The following is a 21455-nucleotide window of genomic DNA, read 5'->3' on the forward strand; positions in this document are numbered from 1 at the left end:
GCTTCCAATTGTGTAGCAAGAAACTGGAAACGTGCAATCCGTTTCGTTCAGGGGGTATGGCGGCGAGCGGTCACGGCAAAGAGGAGAACGGGCAGGTAGCAGAGCCCCGGCAGGATCAAGGCCGGCACCAGCCCGGCGCGATCTGCCACCAGGCCGGTGACATGTGGCACGATCGCACCGCCGACAACGGCCATGCACAGGATCGTCGCACCGGCGGTCGCCTGTTCCGGGCGGCGCGGCAGGGCGAGGACATAGATCGTCGGGTACATGACCGAGTTGAACAACCCCACGCCCAGCAACGCCGCCGCCGCCGGTAAACCCGTGCCGCCGACCGCAAGGCCGACCAGCACCACCGCCGTTCCCGCAGCGACGCTCAACAGGATCGGCGGCACGACATGCCGCATCAGCGCGGCTCCGGCGAACCGGCCGATCATCGCAGCCCCCCAATAGACCGCCACGAGCCGCGCCGCGGCGCTCGGCGACAGGGCGAGTGCATGGGAGGACATCAGGAAGTCGGTCAACAAGGCCCCGATCGTCACCTCCGCGCCGACATAGGCGAAGATCGCGCCTGCGCCCGCCAGCAACCGCCTGTCCCGCAGCGCTTCGGCCCAGGCCTGCCGCGTCGTGTGCGTCGCGCCGCTCGCCGTGCCGTTCAGCAGCCCGCGTGAGGCGAAGAAGCCGCCGACCAGCACCAGCAACAACAGGGCCGCGCCGCCGAACGGCAGCAGCAGCGATCCGCCGCCGTCCTCCGCCACGATGAACCGCGCGCCGACGAGCGGCCCCGCCACGGTGCCCACGGCATTGAAGCCCTGCAACAGGTTCAGCCGGAACGCCGCCCGTGCCGGGTCGCCGACCATCGTCGACACCGTGTTGCTGGCGATCTGCAGCACCGTTTGCCCGGCCGACAGGATCAGCAGGCTCGCAAGCACCAGCGGGAAGGCACGCGACGCGAAGCCGGCGACCAGCAACAGGCACGCCGCAGCCATCAGCGCGAGCCCCGCCGCATGCGCGCGCATATAGCCCCAGACCGACACCACCGCCGCGATCGGCAGCGCGAACACCAGATAGCTGGAATAGGAGGCAAGCTGGATCTGCGTCGCCGCGGCATAATCGAGACCCAGCGTCAGCCGCACGCGCGGCACCAGCAGCCCAACCGAGGAGGCGACGAAGCCGCCGATGAAGAACACCCCGATCGACAGGCGAAACAGACGCGCGGCGACCGCGTCCTGCCCGTCGGCACCGCCACGCATTCAGCGCGCCTTCAAGACGGCGGCGCGGGCGAGCGGGGCCATTATGGCATAGCCCGCGGCGTTGGGATGCACCCGATCCTCGGACAGGCCCGCGCGCATCGCCCCCTCCGCCGTGCTCATCGCGGCATGATAATCGACGAAACGATAGCCGTGCTCCGCCGCGAATCGACGCAGCCAGTCGTTCATCTCCCGCAATTGCCAGGCAGGGCGATACGCGGTCGCCCACCCGAAACGGTCGGCCGGCAGCACCGACCCGATCACCACCGCGATACCGTTTGCCCGTGCCATGTCGGCCATCGCCCGCATGTTGTTCTGGTAGGCAGCCATCGAGGTCGGCCCGGTGTTGCCGGCAACGTCGTTCGAGCCAGCGAGGATGTGAACGACCCGCGGCCGCAGCGCGACCACGTCCTGGTAGAAGCGGGCGAGGATCTGAGCGGAAGTCTGCCCGCTGATCCCGCGATTGAGGACGCGGAGCGAGAAGAAGCCTGGATCCGCCTTCTGCCACCCTTCGGTCAGCGAGTCGCCGATGAACACCGCGTCGGGCCGGGCCGTGACGGCCGCGTTCTCGGCCGCATATCTGCACAGGTTGGGCCAGTCCTGTGCCGTTCGGATCGCCCTGGCTGCCTCCTGGTCCTTGCCCGCCGCGTTCCGCTCGATCACCGAGCACGGGTCCGGCGTCATCGCCGTCTGCGCCTCGGCCGACCCCGCCCACGCGCACAGCAGAACCGAACCGAGCACTATTCTACGCCGCATCCCGTTTTCCTCCCCCTTCGGTGCGACCCTTGTTGGCCGACCGCCGCGCTTGTTCAACCCGCGACCGCATGAAGCGCGATGCAGCACCGATTGGCGCCCCGTCGCTCAGACATCGCCGCCTCCCTCCCGATCGAAGTCGCGTCGGCCAAGTTCCACCATGTGCTCGATCAGCCAGAGAGCCGCCGGACCGGGCGGGCGATCCCGGCGCCAGATGCCGCAGAACCGGTACATGCCGCCCGGATCGTCGGGCATGACCAGCCGCTTCAGGGTTCCCGCGACAAGATCCGGCTCGATCAGCGGCAGCGGCATGTTGCCCCAGCCGATTCCCTCGCGCAGCAGCTGGTGCTTGGCGCCGAGATCGGCGAGCCGCCATGTCCGCGGCGACAGGACGGCGAAGTCGCGGCCCTCGGTCAGGGGTGAGCGGTCGGTCAGCACCAGCTGCACATGCTCCCGACCCGCGCCCACCGGTATGCGCTCGTATCGCGCCAGGGGATGATCCGGTGCCGCCACCGGGACCATGACGACGCTGCCGGCCGTCGTGGAATTCAGCCCGTCGACGCCGCTCGCCAGCGGGCCGGAAAGGCCGACCACCGCCCTGCCCTCCAGCACAAGCGCCGCCACCGCGCCCAGCGCCTCGACATGCAGGCGCAGCGTGACCGTGGGATAGCGTGCCGCGAAGGCCCGCAGCACCTCGCCCAGCCGGCGCGCCGGCAACATCACGTCGACGGCGAGGTTGACCTCCGCTTCCCAGCCATCGAGCAGCCCCTTCACCTTGGCCTTGAGCCCGTCCATGCCGCCCGCCACGGCGCGCGCTTCCGCGAGCACGGCATGGCCGGCTTCGGTCAGCTTGGGCCGCCGCGTGCCTTCGCGCTCGAACAGCGCCACGCCGAGCTGCGCCTCCAGGTTGGTGATGCCATAGCTGACCACCGAAACGGCCCGGTTCAATCGCCGGCCGGCGGCGGCGAAGCTGCCTGCATCCACCACCGTCAGGAAGATGCGCAGCTGATCGAATGTCGGCGTCCCCGGTTCGCTCATTTCAGTTTCCTCGAACGATCCTTGCTACTTTATCGGGCTGATCCGCACAGTCGATCCCTCCTATCTCCCGCCCAGCGGCCGACGAGACCCTGGTCGGCCGGGGAGACAGGACATGATCGAACTTCGCCCGTTCAGCAGCCTCGGCGGCGCCAACCATGGCTGGCTCGACGCCAAGCACCATTTCTCGTTCGCGAACTATTACGATCCCGCCCGCACCAGCTGGGGCAACCTTCGCGTGTGGAACGACGACACGATCGCGCCGCATTCCGGCTTTCCGCCGCACCCGCACCGCGACATGGAGATCATCACCTATGTCCGCGAGGGCGCCATTACCCACCAGGACAATCTGGGCAATGCCGGCCGCACCGAGGCCGGCGACGTCCAGGTGATGAGCGCGGGCACCGGCATCGCGCATGCCGAATACAACAAGGAGGACGTCACCACGAAAATCTTCCAGATCTGGATCCAGCCGACCCGCACCGGCGAGCAGCCGAGCTGGGGCGCCCGCCCCTTCCCCAGGGGCGATCGTGCCGGGCAGTTCGTGACGCTTGCCTCCGGGTTCGCCGATGACAATGGCGAAAAGGCAGGGGACGCGCTGCCCATCCGCACCGACGCGCGCGTGGTCGGCGCCACGTTGAAGGCCGGCGAAACGGCCGAATATGCGATCGGCAGGGACCGCCGCGCCTATCTCGTGCCGGCGACCGGCGCGGTCGAGATCGATGGCGTGCGCGTCAACGCCCGGGATGGCGCCGCGATCAGCGACGAGGACGTGATCCGCGTGACCGCCATCGACGACAGCGAGCTCGTCCTGGTCGACGCGGCCTGACACGGGCGTTCGCTACGGTCGACGGGAGGTCGGGACACGCGTCCGGCCTCCCGTTTGCCTGTTGGCGACAGCCAGGCCCTCCCTGCTCGAAACGCCGCTGGTGTCGCGCTCCGGAGTTCAGCCGCGATCGGCCAGCAGCACGGGGCTGCCCGCTTCCACCGCGAAGCGCGCGAGGTCGTAGGCCGCGCTCCGCGGATCGTTCGGTTCGCGCACGGCGCGAAACACGGCGTCCGCTCGTCCCGCCCGCAGATCCACCCGGCCATAGCCACGCACGTCGCTGTTCGCGAACCTGTAGGCGGCGTTCTCGGCCGTGTTGGCGCGCAGCAGCTTGTCGCCGGCCCAGGTGGTGATCGAGCCGCCGACCAGGCAGGGCGCGACCGGCGTCTCCCCGGCGCGAATTTCGCTGGCGACAAAGGCGTGGATGTCGCCGCCGATCACCAGCGGGTTGGAGACCTTGGCTTCCTGCCAGCGCGCGACGATGCGGTCGCGGCTGGCGGGATAGCCTTCCCACGTATCGACGGTGTGGAAGCGCCGCGGATCGTCCGGATGCTCGGGATCGCGGCGCGGATAGGCGGTCATCTGCGTCTGCTGCGCCAGCACGTTCCACCGCGCGCGGCTGCGCGCCAGCGTGTCGCCGAGCCATCGCTCCTGCTCCCAGCCCAGGATCGTGCGCCGGGGATCGTGCAGGTCCGGGCAGTCCGCCACGACGCTCGGCCCCTCGCGATGCTCGCGCAGCAAGGCGGGCGGGTAGCAGGCGCGCGCGGAGCGATATTGCCGGTCGTCGATGATCTGGAACTGCGCCAGGCCGCCCCAGTCGAGCGTGCGGTACAGCTGCATCGCCGCGCCACGCGGGCGGGCGGCGCGGCGCAAGGGCATGAACTCGTAATAGACCTGATAGGCGGCCGCGCGGCGCTTCTCGAACAAGGCAGGATCGTCGTTCCGCTGGTCGAGCAGCCCGGCATAGTCGTTGGCGACCTCATGGTCGTCCCACGTCACCAGCCAGGGCGCAACGGCGTGCGCCGCCTGCAACTGGGGGTCGAGCCGATAGGTGGCGTAGCGGACACGGTAGCCGGCGACGTCGACCGGCTCGGGATTGAGATGCACCCGCGGCGTGCCGACCGACGGCTTCGCCTCGTAGATATAGTCGCCCAGGAAGAAGATCAGGTCCGGATCGTCGGCGACCGCGTTGGCCCAGGCCGCGTAGAAGCCGTTCTCGAATTTCTGGCAGGAGCCGAAGCAGAAGCGCAGGCGATCGGGCATGGTGCCCGGCGCGGGCGCGGTGCGGGTGCGCCCGGCCGCGCTTGCCTCGCCGCCGGCCAGAAAACGGTACCAGTAGGGCCGGCCGGGCTCCAGCCCGCGGACCTCGACATGCGCCGAATGGCCGAGCGCCGGCTCCGCGCGGGCAGTGCCGGCGCGCACCGGATGGCGCAGCGCCTCGTCGGCGTAAATCTCCCACCGCACCGGCACGGCCGCCGGGCCCATGCCGCCGTCGCCTTGCAGCGGCCGCGGGGCGAGACGGGTCCACAGCACCATGCCGTCCGGCGTCGGCTCGCCGGACGCCACGCCGAGGGTGAACAGGCGATCGGGCGACAATGCTCCCGATCGCCCGTGGATCAGCAGGGCGGGCGCGCCGACCAGCCCGCCCACAACGGCGCGCCGATCGATCATGGCTTCAGCTCCGGTACCCGGCTGGCGACCAGCTCGGATCGCGCCCGGTCGATCGACCAGAGGAGACGCGGCTCGGCGGCGTCCCAGCCGATCGCCTGTCCGCCGGTGGGCGTCGCGATTGTCGTCACCAGCTCCAGCGTATCGCCTTTTGCAGGCACGCGCAGCGCGTACAGTTCCGGCCGGTCATGCCCGGTGACGTACAGCAGGCCATCGCTGCCCCAGCTGCCGCCCGAGGAACTGCGCGGCGCGAACCGGTCCAGCACCGCCTCCGGAAAACGCCAGCGCCCCTGTTCCTCGAACGCCGGCGAGTAGCGGACCAGCGCGGTCCAGCGATGATCGCGTCCCGCCTCGCCGCCCTTGCCATCGTAATTGGCAAAGCCCGCCCACCAGCTGCCATCGCGCCAGTCGAGCCAGGTCAGCGACCCGGCGGCATGGCCGAGATCGTGTTCGCGGCGCAGCTTCAGGCTTTGCCTGTCGAACCACAGCACACGGCTGCGCATCGGCGTGTCCGGATAGTTGGACACGACACAGACCAGCGCCGCCTCCCGCACGATGCAGCTGTTCAGATGCTTGAAGCGTGCCGGATCGCCCTGCCATTGCGCCAGCCGCCGTCCGCTCGCCTTGTCGATCCGCGCGATCGCGCTGTTCGCGATGGCGTAGACCGAGGTGCCGTCCGCCGCGACGCCCTGGTGCGCCTCCGGCGCGGGAAGGCGGCGCACCTCTGCTGCGGCCAGCTGCGCCGCGATCGCCAGCAACAGCATCAGAACTGCACCGACACGCCGCCGTAGAAGGTGCGGCCATAGCGCTCGTTCTGGATCAGCCAGTCCGGGTTGCCGCCCTGATACTGGCGGGTCGGCTCGTCGGTCAGGTTCTGCCCTTCGGCGAACACGCGCACATTGTCGAACAGGGCGACGCTGATCTTGGCATCGAGCCGGCGCAGATCGTCGTTATACTGGTCGTTATAGTCGGGATCGCCGATCGCCAGCAGCGATTTGCCGGTATTGTGGAAGGCCACGGACGCTTCCACGATCCCGCGCTGGTAGAACAGCTCCGCCCCGTACAGGAACGACGATTGCTGCGGAAAGGTGGAGGTGCGCCCGGTGGGCAGCCGCAGCGTCGAGTCCGTCAGCGTGCCCGTCAGCTGTACGCCCAGGCCCGACAGCGCGCCCGGCAGGAAGGTGAACTGCTGCTGGTACTGCGCCTCGATGCCGATGATGTCGCCCTTCTCGGCGTTGAACGGCTGGGCGGTGCGCAAGGTCGGGATCGTCACACCGCCGATCACCTGGTTGGCCAGGGTGGTCGTCTGCGTGAAGATCGGGTTCTGGATGAACTTGGCGAAGGCGCCGACGCTGAACAGGCCGCCCGGCGCGAAATACCATTCGGCCGTCGCGTCGAGATTGTCCGCGCGATAGGGCTTCAGGTCGGGATTGCCGAACGAGGCCGTGCCCTCCGCGGTGTTGTAGGAGCCGCCTGGCGACAGCGCGCTGTAGTCCGGCCGGCCGAGGCTGCGCGAATAGGCCAGGCGGAAGATCGTGTCGCTCGACGGCGCGACCCGGACGATCACCGAAGGCAGCCAGTCGTCATAGTCGCTGCTGCTGCCGGCCGGCACGATCGTCGTGCCGTTCTGCAGGCGAAAGCCGTTCACGTCGAGGCTGGTATGCTCATAGCGGAGCCCCGGCGTCACTGTCACCGCGCCGAAGCGCAGGTTGGCCATAACATATCCGGCCGCGACCTTCTCGGTCAGGCTGAAATCCGCCGTGGTGTTGTTGGTAAGCGTCGCTGCCGCATCCAGCGGGATCAGCGCGCCGTTGATGTTGGCATTCGTGAAATCGCGCAGCGCCGGGATGTCGAAGGTCGGCCCGTTGCTGAAGCAGCGATCCGTGTTCTTGCTGTCGGGGTAGACGCAGACGGTCGGGCCGCCGAGATTGAACTGTCCCAGCGTCCAGCGGTTCGCATTGGGGGTGGCCCGGGTCCAGGTCGGCTGGTCCTGGTCGAAGCTGCGGTCCGTGTGGCGATACTTGCCGCCGATCTTCACGAAGCTCTCGCCGCCCAGGTCATAGGTGCCGTCCAGCTTGCCCTGCCAGATCTCCTCATTGTTGAGCTGGTGGAAGTCCTGGAACTGGCGGAACTGAAGCTGGCTGGCGGTGCATTCGGTCACCGGCGCGGCGTTGTAGATCTTGTCGCCGAAGTCGAAGTTCACCGTCCCCGGATTGCAGCGGAACTGCCAGAGCGGATACTGGTCCAGCGTCTGGTTGCGGCTGTACCCGCCTTCATAGGCCAGCTTGAAATCGTCGATCTGCGTGGCCGCCGGCCAGCCCGGTGACGAGCCATTTCGCCTTGTAGTCCAGCCGCAGGTCCTCGCGACGCTCCGCGCCCGCGCCCGTCAGCGTGCCGGTCAGCCCGTCGGGGTTGACGGTGAAGGCCGGCGTGCCGGCCAGCGCCGGGGTGGAGAAATCGAGACGGTAGCGCGGACGAACCTCGTCCTCGATGAACTTGGAATAGAAACCGCGCACGTACAGCGTCTGCCGGTCGCTCGGGCGCCAGTCCAGCGAGCCGGTGGCGCCGATGCGCGTGCGGGCGAGCGAATATTCGGTGTACTTGATGTTGTCGGGCACACCGCCCCGCGCGAAGCGGGCGTCGGGACGCCAGTTGTCGGGATAGAAGCCTTCACTGGCGAAATCCCGATAGGAATAGCTGACGCCCAGCACCGCGCCGAACTGCTCGTCCGGGCCGAAGCGACCGGCGATGCTACCGTCCGCCTGGTACGGCACCTTCTTGTTGAGCTCCTGATAGCCCGCCTTGGCCGAAGCGGAGAGGGCAAAGCGGTCGCGGAAGTCGAAGGCGGTCTGCGGCACCAGGTTCACGGTGCCGCCGATGCCCTGCCCGTCCATGTCCGCGGTCTTGACCTTGGCGATCTCGACGCGGTTGAGCAGCTGGCCGGACACGATGTCGAGCGGCAGCGCCCGCGTGGTGCCGTCCGGATTGCCGATCTCCAGCCCGGACAGCGTGTAGTTGTTCAGCGTCGAGGGCACGCCGCGGATCGCCACATAGCGCCCCTCCCCCTGATCGTAGGTGACGCCGACACCCGGCAGGCGCTCGATCACTTCGGCGACGTTGCGGTCCGGCAGGCGGCCGATCTCGTCGGCGGAGGCGACGTCGAGCACGCCGATCGCGTTGCGCTTGGCGTCGATCGCGCGGGCCTGTGCGGCGCGCTGACCGGTCACGACGATGTCGTCGCCCTGGTCCGGCGCCGCCGATCCGTCCGTCACCGTCTGTTCCGCCTGCTGTGCCGCCGACACGCCCGGCACCATCGCCAGCACCGCCGCGCCGGCCAACCAACATGCCTTCATGATGCCCCCGCTTCTACGCCCCTGCGCGTTGGCGCTCGCGTAGGCGGGGTCTGTTTCCGTTCGGTGGCGTAACCGCGACAGAACGAAGTCGGTGGGGCAGATCGTGCAAACGCACCGTCCCGCTGCCGCACGCGCGATCTGCGCCGGAAGCGGTGCCTGTGCTGTGCGGCCGCCGCTTGCCGCGACGGCCGTCCTTTCACCTGCGAAGCCCGTTGGGAGCGAAAATCAGCCGCGCCTAGCGGGCGCTTGCCTCGCGGCGCGCCCATTCCTTGTTGATGCCCAGCGCCGTCAGGGTCGCCACCGCGCCCGAGAGGAGATAGGCGCCCACCGACCAGAGCCCGAAGCTGCTGGCCAGCGTGAGCGCCACCAGGGGCGCGAAGCCGGCGCCGACCAGCCACGCGAGATTGGCGGTAAGCGCGGCGCCGGTATAGCGGCGATCGCTCGAAAAGCTGGAGGTCACCGCGCCCGAAGATTGCCCAAAGGCAAGGCCCAGAAGCACGAAGCCGCCGAGCATGTACACGATTTCGCCAAAGCCGCCGCCGTTGAGCAGCTGGGGTGCAAAGCCGCTATACGCGCCGATCAGGATCGCCGACACGCCCAGCACGGCGCGCCGCCCCACCCGGTCGGCGATCAGGCCGGAGGCGAGGATCGAGAGCAGGCCCACCAGCGCCCCGACCATCTCGATTGCCAGGAACCGCAACGCGCTTTCGCCGGTGAACAGCGTCACCCAGGAAAGCGGAAACACGGTCACGAGGTGGAACAGCGCGAAGCTGGCCAGGGGTGCCAGCGCACCGAGCACCACCGTGCGGCCTTCGGCGCGGAGCGTCTCGCCCACCGGCGCGGGCTGCAGCTCGCGATTCTCGAACAAGCGCTGGAACTCGGGCGTCGCCACGAGCCGAAGGCGCGCGAACAGCGCAACGACGTTGATCGCGAACGCGACAAAGAACGGATAGCGCCAGCCCCAGCTGAGGAAGTCCTCCGGCGACAGGCTGGACAGGAAGAACGCGAACAGCCCACACGCGACCAGAAGGCCGAGCGGCGCGCCGAGCTGCGGGATCATGGCATACCAGCCGCGCCGATCGGCCGGCGCGTTGAGCGACAGGAGCGACGGCAGGCCGTCCCATGCCCCGCCCAGCGCCAGGCCCTGACCGATGCGGAACGCGGCCAGCAGCCATGCCGCCACCCCGCCGACCTGGGCGTATCCCGGCAGGAAAGCCATCGCCATGGTCGATCCGCCGAGCAGGAACAGCGCAATGGTCAGCTTCACGCCGCGCCCATGCTGCCGATCGACCGCCATGAAGATCAGCGTGCCGAGCGGACGGGCGATAAAGGCCAGCGCGAACAGCGCGAACGAGTAAAGCGTCCCCGTCAAGCGATCCACGTAGGGAAAGATCAGCGTCGGAAACACCAGCACCGACGCGATCGCATAGACGAAGAAGTCGAAGAATTCCGACGTTCGCCCGACGATCACGCCAATGGCGATCTCGCCGGGCGCGATGCGATGCTCGCGGGCGTTCACCAGGCGCGCATCGCGCTCAAGCGGCGTGGAGGTGGACGCGGCGATCGGGGCAGTCATGGCGCAATCGCTCCGGAAAGACGGCAGGAGAACATGGCGTCTCCATGCACCAGAACGCGCGAGAACGGGGATAGGACAAAATGTCCAATGGGCCTCGCCACGACCTCGAGGCTATCGGGCCACCATGCGCGAACACCTATTCCTCGCACGCCCGCAACGGCTGGGCCGGGCAGCACTGGCAGGCCTGCCTTTGCTGCTCGCCGGCTGCCAGCGGGCGGTTCTGAACCCGGCCGGCGACGTGGCGCTCCAGCAGCGTGACGTCATCTATATCTCCACGGCGCTGATGCTGCTCATCATCGTGCCGGTGATGGCGCTGACCGTCGTGTTCGCGTGGCGATATCGCCGCGGCAACAAGGAAGCGACCTACGATCCCGATTTCGACCATTCCACCGCGCTGGAGCTGGTGATCTGGTCCGCGCCGTTGCTGATCATCATCTCGCTGGGTGCGCTGACCTGGTGGAGCACCCATCTGCTGGATCCGTTCCGGCCGCTGAACCGGATTTCGGCGAGCCAGCCGGCGGATCCCAAGGTGAAGCCGCTGCGCATCCAGGTCGTCTCGCTCGACTGGAAATGGCTGTTCATCTATCCCGAGCTCGGCGTGGCGACCGTGAACGAAGTTGCGCTGCCGGTGAACCAGCCGGTGCGGTTCGATCTCACCTCCACCAACATGATGAACACCTTCTATGCGCCGACCCTGGCCGGCATGATCTACACCATGCCCGGCATGCAGAGCACGCTGCACGCGGTGCTGAACCGGCCCGGCACCTTTGACGGCTTTTCCGCCAATTACAGCGGTGCGGGCTTTTCCGACATGCACTTCCGCCTCCAGGGGCTGGACAGGGCCGGGTTCGACAGCTGGGTCGCCGCCGCGCGGGCGAGCGGGCGCACCCTCGACACCGCCGGGTTCATCGCGCTGGAGAAGCCGAGCGAGCGCGTGCCCGTGATCCACTTCGGCGCGGTCGAGCCCAGCCTGTTCCGGCGCGTGGTCGAGCGCTGCGTGGAGCCCGGCAAGCCGTGCATGAGCGAGATCATGCGCCACGACAGCCATGCCGGCGGCGCGCCGTTCGACAATCGTGTGGGCGCCGGCATGCCGGCCGGCCGGCAGTCGGTTCCGCCGCACGGAAACAAGCCGGAGGGCGCGCTGATGAAGGACAATGACGAAAAGGGCTCCGCCCCCAACGTCACCAAGCCGCGCGGGTCCGAGCCGCCCGGCTCGACCCAGCCCGCCTCGCCGAAGAACCGCGACATGTCGCAGACCACCCTTCCCCCAGTGCCGGGCGTCTCCGGCACGGCCGCCGCCTGAGCGGCCCCGGAGCCAGCATGTTCGACTCACCAATCCTCAAGACGATCTTCGGACGTCTCACCTTCGAGTCCTTTCCCGTTCACGAGCCGATCCTGCTCGGAACCTTCATCGTCGTCGTGCTGCTCGGTGCGGGCATCGTCGCGGCGGTGACCAGGTACCGGCTGTGGGGCTGGCTGTGGAGCGAGTGGTTCACGAGCGTGGACCACAAGAAGATCGGCATCATGTACATCATGCTCGGCATCGTCATGCTCCTGCGGGGCTTTGCCGACGCGCTGATGATGCGGGCGCAGCAGGCGATGGCGTTCGGCGCCAACGAGGGGTATTTGCCCGCCCACCATTACGATCAGGTCTTTTCCGCGCACGGGACGATCATGATCTTCTTTGTCGCGATCCCGCTCGTGGTCGGCCTCATCAACTATGTCATGCCGCTGCAGATCGGCGCGCGCGACGTGGCCTTTCCGTTTCTGAACAATCTCAGCTTCTGGCTGACGGCGGCGGGCGCGGGGCTGGTCATGGTGTCGCTGTTCGTGGGCGAGTTCTCGCGCGGCGGCTGGCTGAACTACGTGCCGGTCACCAACCTTCAGAACAGCCCCGATACCGGCCCGGATTATTATCTCTGGGCGCTGCAGATCGCGGGTGTGGGCACCACGCTGTCGGCGATCAACATGGTCACGACCATCATCAAGATGCGCGCGCCCGGCATGACCATGATGAAGATGCCGGTGTTCTGCTGGACCGCCCTGTGCAGCAACGTGCTGGCGATCGCGATCTTCCCGGTCCTCACCGGCGCGTTCGCGCTGCTGATGCTCGACCGCTATATCGGCACCGACTTCTTCACCAACGACCTTGGTGGCAACCCGATGATGTACTGGAACCTGGTGTGGATCTGGGGCCACCCGGAGGTGTACGTCCTCGTCCTGCCCGTGTTCGGCATCTATTCGGAGGTGACGTCCACCTTCTGCGGCAAGCGGCTGTTCGGCTATTCGTCGATGGTCTACGCCACCGTGGTCATCACCATCCTCTCCTATCTCGTCTGGCTGCACCACTTCTTCACCATGGGATCGGGCGCCAGCGTCAACAGCTTCTTCGGCATCGCCACCATGGTGATCTCGATCCCGACGGGTGCGAAGATCTTCAACTGGCTGTTCACGATGTACCGGGGCGAAATCCGTTTCGAGCTGCCGATGCGTTGGGTGGTGGCCTTCATGCTCACCTTCGTGGTGGGCGGCATGACGGGCGTGCTCCTGGCCGTCCCGCCGGCCGACTTCGTGCTCCACAACTCGCTGTTCCTCGTTGCCCATTTCCACAACGTCATCATCGGCGGCGTGGTGTTCGGGCTGTTCGCCGGCATCGATTACTGGTGGCCCAAGGCTTTCGGGTTCAAGCTGGACCCGTTCTGGGGCAAGCTCCACTTCTGGGGCTGGGTGATCGGCTACTGGGTCGCCTGGACGCCGATCTACATCGTCGGCCTGATGGGCACGACGCGCCGCGTGCGGCACTTCGACGATCCCAGCCTGCAGATCTGGTTCGTCATCGCCGCGATCGGGGCCGTCATCATCCTGTTCGGCATCCTGGCCTTCGTCATCCAGATCGCGGTTAGCATCATCAACCGGGAGAAGCTGCGCGACACCACCGGCGATCCCTGGAACGGCCGCACGCTGGAATGGTCGACCTCCTCGCCCCCGCCGGCCTACAATTTCGCGTTCACGCCGGTCGTTCACGATCTGGACGCCTGGTACGACATGAAGAGCCGGGGCCATGCGCGTCCGGATGGCGGCTTCCGCCCCATCCACATGCCGCGCAACACCGGGGCGGGCGTGATCCTGTCCGGCATCGCCGCCGTCCTGGGCTTCGCCATGGTGTGGTACATCTGGTGGCTCGCCGCGCTCAGCTTCGTCGCGCTGGTCGCCGTCGCGATCGGCCATACCTTCAACTACAACCGCGATTACTTCATCCCCTCGGACGAGGTGGCGCGGTGTGAGCGCGAGCACGCCCTGCTCGCCGGAGCAGCCTGATGGCCAGCCATGCCCTGAACGGCGACCCCGCCGACAACCCAACCTTCTACCTCGTCGAAGCGGACGAGCATGACCATTCGGCGGGCGGCGGCACGCTGCTCGGCTTCTGGATCTACCTGATGAGCGACGCGCTCATCTTCGCGAGCCTGTTCGCCGTCTACGGGGTGATGGCCACCAGCTATGCCGGCGGCCCCACCCCACGCGAGATCTTCGAGCTGCCGCTGGTGGCGGTGAACACGGCGATCCTGCTGGTGTCCTCCATCACCTACGGCTTCTCCATGCTCGCGATGGAGGAAGACCGGCTCGGCGCGACCCGGCTGTGGCTGATCGTCACCGCGCTGCTCGGCCTGGCGTTCGTCGGTGTCGAGATGTACGAGTTCGGCAACCTGATCGCGGAAGGCGCCACGCCGCAGCGCAGCGGGTTCCTGTCCGCTTTCTTCACGCTGGTCGCCACCCATGGCCTTCACGTCACGATCGGCGTGATCTGGATCGGCGTCATGCTGGTGCAGCTTGTGCAGCGCGGGCTGCACGTGGAGAACAAGCGCCGGCTGCAATGCCTGAGCATGTTCTGGCATTTCCTGGACGTCGTCTGGATCGGCGTCTTCACCTTTGTCTATCTGCTCGGAGTTCTGCGATGAGCGCTTCCGAAGGCACGCACGACGCGGCTCTGCACGCGCACGGCGACACCCATGGCCATGGCTCGCGCCGCGGTTACCTGATGGGGTTCGCGCTGTCGGTCCTCCTGACCGCGATCCCGTTCTGGCTGGTGATGAGCGGCGTGCTGTCCGACGTGCAGACCACGGCGGCGCTGATCATCGTGCTCGCCTTTGTGCAGATCCTGGTCCACACCGTGAGCTTCCTGCACGTCAACACCCGCAGCGAAGGAGGCTGGACCCTGATGGCCTATGCGTTCACGGCGGTGCTGGTGCTGATCGTGATCAGCGGGTCGCTGTGGATCATGTATCACCTCAATTCCAACATGATGCCGATGGCTGCCGCGGAGATGGGCAACGGAATGTGAGCGCCGGGCGCGGCAAGCGGTTCTTCTTCATTGCCCTGTGCACGCTCGCCACGCTGGCGTTCGTCGGTTTGGGCATGTGGCAGGTTCAGCGGCGCGCCTGGAAGCTGGAGCTGATCGCCGCCACCGCCGCGCGGGTCCATGCCCCGCCGGTGGCCCTGCCGCCCCCCTCGCGCTGGGCGACGGTGAACGCGCACGACGATGCCTATCGGCGCCTGCGCGTGTCGGGCACCTTCCGGCATGATCGCGAGGCGCTGGTGCAGGCGCTGACCGAGCGGGGCGCGGGCTATTGGGTCCTCACGCCGCTTCGCACCGACACCGGCACCGTGCTGATCAATCGCGGCTTCGTGCCGGAGGAGCGGCGCGCGCCGCAGAGCCGCGCTGCCGGCCAGGTCGGGGGCCGGGTCACCGTCACCGGCCTGCTGCGCATCAGCGAGCCGGGCGGCGCGCTGCTGCGCGCCAACCAACCGGCGGCCGATCGCTGGTACTCCCGCGACGTCGGCGCGATCGCGCGCGCGCGCCGGCTCGGCCCCGTTGCGCCGTTCTTCATCGACGCCGATGCCACGCCCAATCCCGGCGGGTGGCCGGTGGGAGGGCTGACGGTGATCGCCTTCCCCAACAGCCATCTCGTGTACGCCCTGACCTGGTTCGCGCTCGCGGCGCTGTCGGCGTTCGGCGCGTGGCAGCTGATCGCACCAAAGCGGGCGCGGTGATGGACAAGCCCCTTCTCGCTCTCACGCGGCCGCCTGACCCGGCCGGCTTGTCGGAGGAGGCCGCGGCCGCCGCCGACAACATGCGCCAGCTCATCCAGCTGCGCTGGATCGCGGTTGCCGGTCAGATCGCGGCCATCCTGGCGGTGCATTACGGCCTTTCCGTTCCCTTGCCGCTTCCCGCCATGCTGGGCATCGCTGCGCTGCTCGCGGCGGCGAACCTCGGCTTCATGCTCGCGCTGCCGCAGGACCGGGTACGCAACACCGAACTGGTGGCGCTGCTGATCGACATGGCGGCCCTGACCGGGCAGCTCTACCTCAGCGGGGGCGCGACCAACCCGTTCATCGCCCTTTACCTGCTCCAGGTGGTGCTCGGCGCCATCCTGCTGCCGCCGTGCCGGGCCGCCATGCTGATGCTGGCCGCCAGCCTCTGCTATGGATGGCTCAGCACCTGTTCCGTGCCGTTGCGCCTTCCGCCGAGCGTCGGCAACCCCGACGCGCTGTTTCGCCTCGGCCACTGGATCAGCTTCGTGATGGTCGGCACGCTGCTGGTGCTGTTCAGCACCCGCATCAGCCGGAACCTGCGCGCCCGCGACCGCCACCTGGCCGAGCTGACGCGCCGAGCCGCGGAAGAGGACGGGATCGTGCGCATGGGCCTGTTCGCCAGCGGGGCCGCGCACGAGCTCGGCACTCCGCTGGGCTCGCTGTCGGTGATCCTTGCCGACTGGCGCCGAGACGCCCGCTTCGCCGCCGACTCCGAGCTGGCCGGCGAGATCGCCGTCATGGAAGCGGAGGTCGGGCGCTGCAAGGCGATCGTGTCCGACATCCTCTATTCGGCGGGAGAGCCGCGCGGCGAGGCCATGACCAACGTTCCGGCGACCGACTTTTTCCGCGAGGTCGCGGACGCCTGGCGCGTCGCCCAGCCGCAGGTCCCCCTTGCCTTCCAGAACAAGGTGTCGGGTCGTATCGTCGCCGAACCGGCGCTGCGCCAGGCGCTCTGGAACCTGCTCGACAATGCGGCGGAGGTTTCGCCCTCCGGGATCGGCCTGGAGACGCGGCACAGCGGGGCCATGCTGCGAATCGACGTCACGGATGATGGCCCGGGCTTCTCCCGGGAAAGCCTCGACCAGCTCGGCAAGCTGTACCAGTCGAGCAAGGGCGCCGGCCGCGGCCTGGGGCTGTTCCTCGCCAGCAACGTCGCGCGGCGGCTTGGCGGGAGGCTGGAGGCGCGGAATCGGCCGGAGGGCGGCGCGGCGGTGACGCTGCTGCTGCCGCTCATGGCGGGCACGGAGGGGCAAGAACGACATGGATGAACCGCGCTGCCTGCTGATCCTGGAGGACGACCAGACCTTCGCCGCCACCCTGAAGCGCTCTTTCGAGCGGCGCGGGTATCAGGTGATCGTGGCACATGGCCCGGACGAACTCGACGCCCTTCTGGCAGAGCACAGCTTCGGCTATGCCGTTGTCGACCTGAAGCTCGGCGCGTTCTCCGGCCTGCCCTGCGTGGCGCAGCTGCACGCGCATGACCCGGACATGCTGATCGTGGTGCTGACCGGCTTTGCCAGCATCAACACCGCGGTGGAGGCGATCAAGCTCGGCGCCTGCCATTACCTCGCCAAGCCCTCGAACGCCGATGACATCGAGGAGGCGTTCCACAAGGCGGAGGGCGATCCGGACGCGCCGATCGGCTCGCGCCCCAGCACGATCAAGACGCTGGAATGGGAACGGATCAACGAAACCCTGATCGCGACCGACTTCAACATTTCCGAAGCCGCCCGACGCCTCGGCATGCACCGGCGCACCCTGGCGCGAAAGCTCGAGAAGCGCCCCGTTCGGTAAGGCGATCGCAGCGCCGGCTTGAGACAGGCGACGGGATTGCTCCACTTCATCGCAAACGCGTGCCTGCGCGCGAGGGTAGAAGACTTGCGGGCGTCGCCAGCGCGGCCTGACCGCCCTCACTCCATGCGGCGACTCCGGGCTGGGGTGTCGGAGTGCCGGTCGGCTCGAACAGGAAGGCACGCCGATTGTCTCGCCGCCATCGACGCGGCATATGTGCTGGAGTGAGTACCAGCTGGCGCACCTTCCTCGATCAGGCAGCCATGGCCCATTTTCCTGCCGAGGATAGCGTCTCCGCGCCCGGAACGCAGGTACAGCGCGCCGTTCCTCCGCTCTCCATCGCCGGCATGCGGCCGTGCGGACGAGCGGCGCGGTGACACGGGTTCGCGCGAAGTGAACGACGCACCCCGGTTCCGAGAGGGGGCGTCATGGTTCTGCCGCTGATCGACCGCTACATGGCCCGGTTGATGTGGCGGCCGCTGGCGCTCTGCCTCGTCCTTGCGGCCATGCTGTTGCTGCTCGATCGGCTGCGCCGGCTGCTCAACCTGGTTGTCGATCTTCATGGTCCGGTGAGGCTCGTCTGGACCATGCTGGCAAACACCATTCCGGGCTATCTGTCGTACGGCCTCACCATCGGCCTGCTGTTGACCGTCCTGCTCACCATCCGCCGGCTGGCCCTGCAGGCCGAGCTTGACGTACTTCGCGCCTCGGGCGTCAGCTATTTCCGCCTGCTGCGCATGCCGTTCGTCTTCGCAGCCGGTCTGGCGCTTGCCAATCTTGCGATCGTCGGATGGGTGCAGCCGCACGCCCGTTTCGCCAACCAGCACCTGGAATTCGAGCTGCGCGCCGGCGCGTTCGGGGCGGCGGTGCATGCCCGTGAGTTCGTCGCCGTCGCGCAGGGTGCGATGATGTCCGCGGATGCCATCGCACCGGACCGGCACGGGCTGATCGGCATATTCCTGCGAGCGGAGCGGCCCGGGAAGCCGCGCATCACGGTGGCGGCGCGAAGCGCAGTCGTGTTTGCATCGCCCGACGGCAACTCGCTTGTTCTGCGATTGCGCCAGGGGACTCTCGTCTCGGAAGCGCCCGGCGGCGGGGCGCCACGTACGTTGTCCTTCGACAGTCACGACTTGCGGGTGCCTCTGCCCACAACTGCCGCCTTTCGCTCCCGTGGCACCGGCCGCTATCAGGAACTGACGCTCAGCGAACTGTTCGGAAAGCTGCGCGACGGAGCACCGGCGAGCGTCCGCGCGCCTGTCCGCGCAGAGCTCCATTTCCGCCTGGCGGAGGTGGCGGCCATGTTGGTGCTGCCGCTGCTTGCGCTCGGGCTGGGCGTGCCGCCCAAGCGCTCCACCTCGGCGCTCGGCCTCTTCCTGGCGGTTCCGGTGGTCGTCTTCTGGTTCAAGGTGAACGATTATGCCGCGGCGATGGCGGCGAAAGGCCGGATCGATGCGGCAGTGGCCTTGTGGACGCCCTTTCTGGCGATGACTCTCCTGGGCGGCTGGATGGTGTACCGGCTGGACCGGACTCCGGGCGGGCAACCGATCGGCGGGCTGGAGGCCGGCGCGGCCTTGCTTCGGCGAGGGTGGCGCGCGCTGCGGCGTTGATCCGTGCGTGACGGCGGGCTAGGCGGCCGCATGGCTCCTGCATGGCTCGTTCTTTCGGCAAGTGCCGCGCTCCTGGCGGCCGGCGGCAATGTGGCCGGGGCACAGGAGCGGCAAAGCGCGCCGGCCTGCGGCACCGGGGTCGAACCGTCGGTGCTGGTCCATGTCACCGGGCTGAAGTCCGGCACCGGCAGGGTGCGGGTCCAGGCCTATGGCCCCGATCCGGCGACGTTCCTGAAGAAGGGTCGCTGGGTCAGGCGGGTCGAAGCGGAGCCTGCCGGCCGCCAGAGCCTGGACGTCTGCCTTTCCGTGCCGGCGCCCGGCCGGTATGCGATCGCCGTGCGCCACGATGCGAACGCGAACGGATCGTCCGACTGGAACGATGGCGGCGGCTTTTCCCGCAATCCGCACCTGTCGCTCCTGCACATGAAGCCGGCCTTCGCCGACACCGCCATCCTCCTCCGGCGCGGGGCCGCGACACGGACCGAGATCGTCCTGCAATATCGTCGCGGCCTGAACATCGGCCCGCTGAAGACCGGCGACTAGCGCCCCGCGCGAGCGGCCCACCACAGGCAGAAGATGGCTAGGGCATAGAGCAGCCTGCCATGGTCGCGGCGTCCCGTCCGGTGTTCGCGAAAGATGCCTTCGACGGCGGCTGCATTGACATAGCCTGAGGCAGCGACACCGCTCTCCCGCCAGAGCTCCTCCGCGTAACGGCCGAAATCGCCGCTGAACCACTCGGCCAGCGGCATCTGGAACCCCTGCTTGCGTCGGTCGAGGATCCCGGCCGGCAACCATGGGGCGACCGCGGCCCGGATCGGGTATTTGCCCACGCCGCCGCGGAGCTTCACGTCCGCCGGCATCGACAGCGCAAGATCGACCATCGCCCTGGACAGCATCGGCACGCGCACTTCCAGCGAGTGCGCCATGCTCGCCCTGTCCACCTTGGTCAGCATCGCTGCAGGCAGGTTCAGCCGGAGGTCGCACATCGCGAACTGCTCCAGCGAGTCGGTGGAGATCTCCGCCATGTCGGGCTGGTATTCGTCGGCGAGCATCAACACCGCATCGTCGCCGTCCCGGCCGTCCAGCAGCGTGTCCGCGAACAGCCGCCGCCGCAGCTCGGGGGACGTGATCTGCGTTTTGGCGAAGAAGCGCGCGCCCCCGGTCGGCAGGCCGGCGCTGCGCGCGGTCTTCTGCCAGCGCTGCAGCCGGCGATTGCCGGCACGCCAGGGAAGCGGCGGCAGATCGGCGAACGTCCGTGCCGCGCGGCGGGCGATGCCCGGCAACCGGCCGAGCCGCCGCTCGGTCAGGTGGCGCTTGTAGCCGAAGAACAGCTCGTCGCCGCCATCGCCGGACAAGGCGACCTTCACTTCCTGCGCGGCCAGCTGGCTCAGATACCAGGTCGGCACCGCGGACGGATCGGCAAAGGGTTCGTCATAGGCGTGCCGAATGGCGGGCAGGATCGCCTGGGCTGCGGCCGGCACCAGCCGGTGCGTACGATGGTCGCATCCGAGATGGCGCGCGACCGCCTCGGCATGCGGGGACTCGTCATAGGCGCGCTCGGCAAAGCCGATGGTGAAGGTCTTGATCGGCCTGTCCGACAGCCGGGCCATCGCCGCGACCACCGCGGAGGAGTCGACGCCGCCGGACAGAAAGGCGCCCACCTCGACATCGGCCGCCAGCATCTGGCTGCCGACCGCCTCCATCCAGGTTTCCCGGAAGTCCTGCACCCACTCGTCAAGCGGGCGGGGTGCCGCCGGCATGTACCGCGCCGACCAGAAGGCGCGAAGCTGCGGCTCACCGGCCGGCCCGATCTCCAGAACGTGGCCGGGCGGCAGGACGGCGACCTGGCGATAGATCGAGCGCGGCGCGCGAACATGGCCGAAGCTGAAATACTCATGCACCGCGCGCGGATCGGGGTCGAAGGCCAGGCCGGGTACGGCAAGCACGGCCTTCAGCTCCGATCCGAAGGCCAGCTTCCCTTCCTGCCAGCTGTAGTAAAGCGGCTTGATGCCGATCGCGTCGCGGGCAAGCGTCAGCTGGCGGGTGTGCCCGTCCCAGATCGCGGTGCCGAACATGCCATCCAGCCGGTCCCACGCCGCTTCGCCCCATTGGCGCCACGCCGCCAGCACCACCTCGGTATCGCCCTGCGTGGAAAACCGGTGCCCCAGGGCGCGCAGTTCGTCCCGCAGCACGCGGTAATTGTAGATCTCGCCATTGAAGACGATCGCATGGCGGCCGTCGTGGCTGCGGATCGGCTGGTCGCTGCCGGGCAGATCGATGATGCTCAACCGGCGCATGCCGAAACCGAAATCGCCGTCGGTCAGGATGCCGTGACTGTCCGGCCCGCGATGAACCAGAGTGTCGCACTGGCGCTCAACAAGCGCCGCCGCAACGGGCGCCTGCCCGCGCGCATAGAAACCAGCGATGCCGCAGATGATGTGGAACTCCGAAAAAGGCGCACGCGATATAGGCCGGCGATGCCGGTTTGTCATGACGCGGCCTTGCAGC

At 68.2% G+C, this 21455-nt stretch carries 19 protein-coding genes; 10 read left to right on the forward strand and 9 right to left on the reverse strand.

Going from position 1 to position 21455, the window contains the following annotated elements:
* Window positions 1–47: 47 nt before the first annotated feature.
* From DVW87_RS10640 to DVW87_RS10650, 3 genes are all read right to left on the reverse strand, one after another.
* On the reverse strand, window positions 48–1250 hold the full coding sequence (locus tag DVW87_RS10640; RefSeq protein WP_114687735.1) for an MFS transporter: 1203 nt from the start codon (window positions 1248–1250) through the stop codon (window positions 48–50).
* Window positions 1251–2003, reverse strand: a complete 753-nt coding sequence (locus DVW87_RS10645) for a GDSL-type esterase/lipase family protein (protein ID WP_114687736.1) — start codon at window positions 2001–2003, stop codon at window positions 1251–1253.
* A gap of 105 nt (window positions 2004–2108) precedes the next feature.
* Window positions 2109–3038 carry a LysR family transcriptional regulator gene (locus DVW87_RS10650; RefSeq protein ID WP_114687737.1) on the reverse strand — a complete coding sequence of 310 codons (930 nt, stop codon included), beginning with the start codon at window positions 3036–3038 and terminating at the stop codon, window positions 2109–2111.
* Between the two features lie 112 nt (window positions 3039–3150).
* Between DVW87_RS10650 and DVW87_RS10655 the strand changes: the two genes are divergently transcribed.
* Window positions 3151–3864, forward strand: a complete 714-nt coding sequence (locus DVW87_RS10655) for a pirin family protein (RefSeq protein ID WP_114687738.1) — start codon at window positions 3151–3153, stop codon at window positions 3862–3864.
* 117 nt (window positions 3865–3981) lie between these two features.
* Here DVW87_RS10655 and DVW87_RS10660 read toward each other — a convergent pair whose 3' ends face one another.
* The 5 genes from DVW87_RS10660 to DVW87_RS10680 all read right to left on the reverse strand — a co-directional run bounded on the left by DVW87_RS10660 (window position 3982) and on the right by DVW87_RS10680 (window position 10458).
* A complete protein-coding gene (locus tag DVW87_RS10660; protein WP_114687739.1) occupies window positions 3982–5532 on the reverse strand; it encodes an alkaline phosphatase D family protein in 1551 nt (516 codons plus the stop codon).
* On the reverse strand, window positions 5529–6293 hold the full coding sequence (locus tag DVW87_RS10665; protein WP_114687740.1) for a hypothetical protein: 765 nt from the start codon (window positions 6291–6293) through the stop codon (window positions 5529–5531). The genes DVW87_RS10660 and DVW87_RS10665 overlap by 4 nt, the downstream gene beginning before the upstream one ends.
* Window positions 6293–7828 (reverse strand): TonB-dependent receptor, encoded by a 1536-nt coding sequence (locus DVW87_RS10670; protein ID WP_114687741.1) that lies wholly within the window; start codon window positions 7826–7828, stop codon window positions 6293–6295. Before DVW87_RS10670 ends, DVW87_RS10665 begins: the two co-directional genes overlap by 1 nt.
* On the reverse strand, window positions 7803–8882 hold the full coding sequence (locus tag DVW87_RS10675; protein WP_114687742.1) for a TonB-dependent receptor plug domain-containing protein: 1080 nt from the start codon (window positions 8880–8882) through the stop codon (window positions 7803–7805). Before DVW87_RS10675 ends, DVW87_RS10670 begins: the two co-directional genes overlap by 26 nt.
* Before the next feature lie 235 nt (window positions 8883–9117).
* On the reverse strand, window positions 9118–10458 hold the full coding sequence (locus DVW87_RS10680) for an MFS transporter (RefSeq protein ID WP_114687743.1): 1341 nt from the start codon (window positions 10456–10458) through the stop codon (window positions 9118–9120).
* Window positions 10459–10582: 124 nt separating this feature from the next.
* Here DVW87_RS10680 and cyoA point away from each other — a divergent pair, with 124 nt between their 5' ends.
* The 9 genes from cyoA to DVW87_RS10725 all read left to right on the forward strand — a co-directional run bounded on the left by cyoA (window position 10583) and on the right by DVW87_RS10725 (window position 19490).
* Window positions 10583–11761, forward strand: a complete 1179-nt coding sequence (cyoA, locus tag DVW87_RS10685) for a ubiquinol oxidase subunit II (RefSeq protein ID WP_114687744.1) — start codon at window positions 10583–10585, stop codon at window positions 11759–11761.
* A 17-nt stretch (window positions 11762–11778) separates the two neighbouring features.
* Window positions 11779–13776 (forward strand): cytochrome o ubiquinol oxidase subunit I, encoded by a 1998-nt coding sequence (gene cyoB / locus DVW87_RS10690; RefSeq protein ID WP_114687745.1) that lies wholly within the window; start codon window positions 11779–11781, stop codon window positions 13774–13776.
* On the forward strand, window positions 13776–14414 hold the full coding sequence (gene cyoC / locus DVW87_RS10695) for a cytochrome o ubiquinol oxidase subunit III (protein ID WP_114687746.1): 639 nt from the start codon (window positions 13776–13778) through the stop codon (window positions 14412–14414). The genes cyoB and cyoC overlap by 1 nt, the downstream gene beginning before the upstream one ends.
* Window positions 14411–14797, forward strand: a complete 387-nt coding sequence (gene cyoD, locus DVW87_RS10700; RefSeq protein WP_114687747.1) for a cytochrome o ubiquinol oxidase subunit IV — start codon at window positions 14411–14413, stop codon at window positions 14795–14797. The genes cyoC and cyoD overlap by 4 nt, the downstream gene beginning before the upstream one ends.
* Complete coding sequence (locus DVW87_RS10705; protein WP_420822331.1) at window positions 14794–15507, forward strand: SURF1 family protein; 714 nt, start codon at window positions 14794–14796, stop codon at window positions 15505–15507. The genes cyoD and DVW87_RS10705 overlap by 4 nt, the downstream gene beginning before the upstream one ends.
* Window positions 15507–16817, forward strand: a complete 1311-nt coding sequence (locus DVW87_RS10710) for an ATP-binding protein (RefSeq protein WP_114687749.1) — start codon at window positions 15507–15509, stop codon at window positions 16815–16817. The genes DVW87_RS10705 and DVW87_RS10710 overlap by 1 nt, the downstream gene beginning before the upstream one ends.
* A complete protein-coding gene (locus DVW87_RS10715) occupies window positions 16810–17343 on the forward strand; it encodes a response regulator transcription factor (RefSeq protein ID WP_114687750.1) in 534 nt (177 codons plus the stop codon). Before DVW87_RS10710 ends, DVW87_RS10715 begins: the two co-directional genes overlap by 8 nt.
* 425 nt (window positions 17344–17768) lie before the next feature.
* Window positions 17769–18947: an LptF/LptG family permease gene (locus tag DVW87_RS10720; RefSeq protein WP_239017858.1), complete on the forward strand. Its 1179-nt coding sequence runs from the start codon at window positions 17769–17771 to the stop codon at window positions 18945–18947.
* Window positions 18948–18977: 30 nt separating this feature from the next.
* Entirely contained in the window at window positions 18978–19490 is a 513-nt protein-coding gene (locus tag DVW87_RS10725; RefSeq protein WP_114687751.1) for a DUF2141 domain-containing protein, read from the forward strand.
* Here DVW87_RS10725 and asnB read toward each other — a convergent pair.
* Complete coding sequence (gene asnB, locus DVW87_RS10730; protein ID WP_181814800.1) at window positions 19487–21439, reverse strand: asparagine synthase (glutamine-hydrolyzing); 1953 nt, start codon at window positions 21437–21439, stop codon at window positions 19487–19489. The two genes, DVW87_RS10725 and asnB, sit on opposite strands and share 4 nt — an antisense overlap.
* Window positions 21440–21455: the final 16 nt, after the last annotated feature.

It is taken from the genome of Sphingomonas aracearum (assembly GCF_003345355.1).
Lineage (GTDB): Bacteria > Pseudomonadota > Alphaproteobacteria > Sphingomonadales > Sphingomonadaceae > Sphingomonas > Sphingomonas aracearum.

Excerpts from the sequence above, each read along its gene's own strand:
- cyoB (WP_114687745.1), top strand. The coding sequence starts at position 11,779 with ATGTTCGACTCACCAATCCTCAAGACGATCTTCGGACGTCTCACCTTC.
- DVW87_RS10655 (WP_114687738.1), top strand. The coding sequence starts at position 3,151 with ATGATCGAACTTCGCCCGTTCAGCAGCCTCGGCGGCGCCAACCATGGC.
- DVW87_RS10710 (WP_114687749.1), top strand. The coding sequence starts at position 15,507 with ATGGACAAGCCCCTTCTCGCTCTCACGCGGCCGCCTGACCCGGCCGGC.
- cyoA (WP_114687744.1), top strand. The coding sequence starts at position 10,583 with ATGCGCGAACACCTATTCCTCGCACGCCCGCAACGGCTGGGCCGGGCA.
- cyoD (WP_114687747.1), top strand. The coding sequence starts at position 14,411 with ATGAGCGCTTCCGAAGGCACGCACGACGCGGCTCTGCACGCGCACGGC.
- DVW87_RS10640 (WP_114687735.1), bottom strand. The coding sequence starts at position 1,250 with ATGCGTGGCGGTGCCGACGGGCAGGACGCGGTCGCCGCGCGTCTGTTT.
- DVW87_RS10665 (WP_114687740.1), bottom strand. The coding sequence starts at position 6,293 with ATGCTGTTGCTGGCGATCGCGGCGCAGCTGGCCGCAGCAGAGGTGCGC.
- asnB (WP_181814800.1), bottom strand. The coding sequence starts at position 21,439 with ATGACAAACCGGCATCGCCGGCCTATATCGCGTGCGCCTTTTTCGGAG.
- cyoC (WP_114687746.1), top strand. The coding sequence starts at position 13,776 with ATGGCCAGCCATGCCCTGAACGGCGACCCCGCCGACAACCCAACCTTC.
- DVW87_RS10680 (WP_114687743.1), bottom strand. The coding sequence starts at position 10,458 with ATGACTGCCCCGATCGCCGCGTCCACCTCCACGCCGCTTGAGCGCGAT.
- DVW87_RS10725 (WP_114687751.1), top strand. The coding sequence starts at position 18,978 with ATGGCTCCTGCATGGCTCGTTCTTTCGGCAAGTGCCGCGCTCCTGGCG.
- DVW87_RS10650 (WP_114687737.1), bottom strand. The coding sequence starts at position 3,038 with ATGAGCGAACCGGGGACGCCGACATTCGATCAGCTGCGCATCTTCCTG.
- DVW87_RS10660 (WP_114687739.1), bottom strand. The coding sequence starts at position 5,532 with ATGATCGATCGGCGCGCCGTTGTGGGCGGGCTGGTCGGCGCGCCCGCC.
- DVW87_RS10675 (WP_114687742.1), bottom strand. The coding sequence starts at position 8,882 with ATGAAGGCATGTTGGTTGGCCGGCGCGGCGGTGCTGGCGATGGTGCCG.
- DVW87_RS10720 (WP_239017858.1), top strand. The coding sequence starts at position 17,769 with ATGGTTCTGCCGCTGATCGACCGCTACATGGCCCGGTTGATGTGGCGG.
- DVW87_RS10645 (WP_114687736.1), bottom strand. The coding sequence starts at position 2,003 with ATGCGGCGTAGAATAGTGCTCGGTTCGGTTCTGCTGTGCGCGTGGGCG.
- DVW87_RS10715 (WP_114687750.1), top strand. The coding sequence starts at position 16,810 with ATGGATGAACCGCGCTGCCTGCTGATCCTGGAGGACGACCAGACCTTC.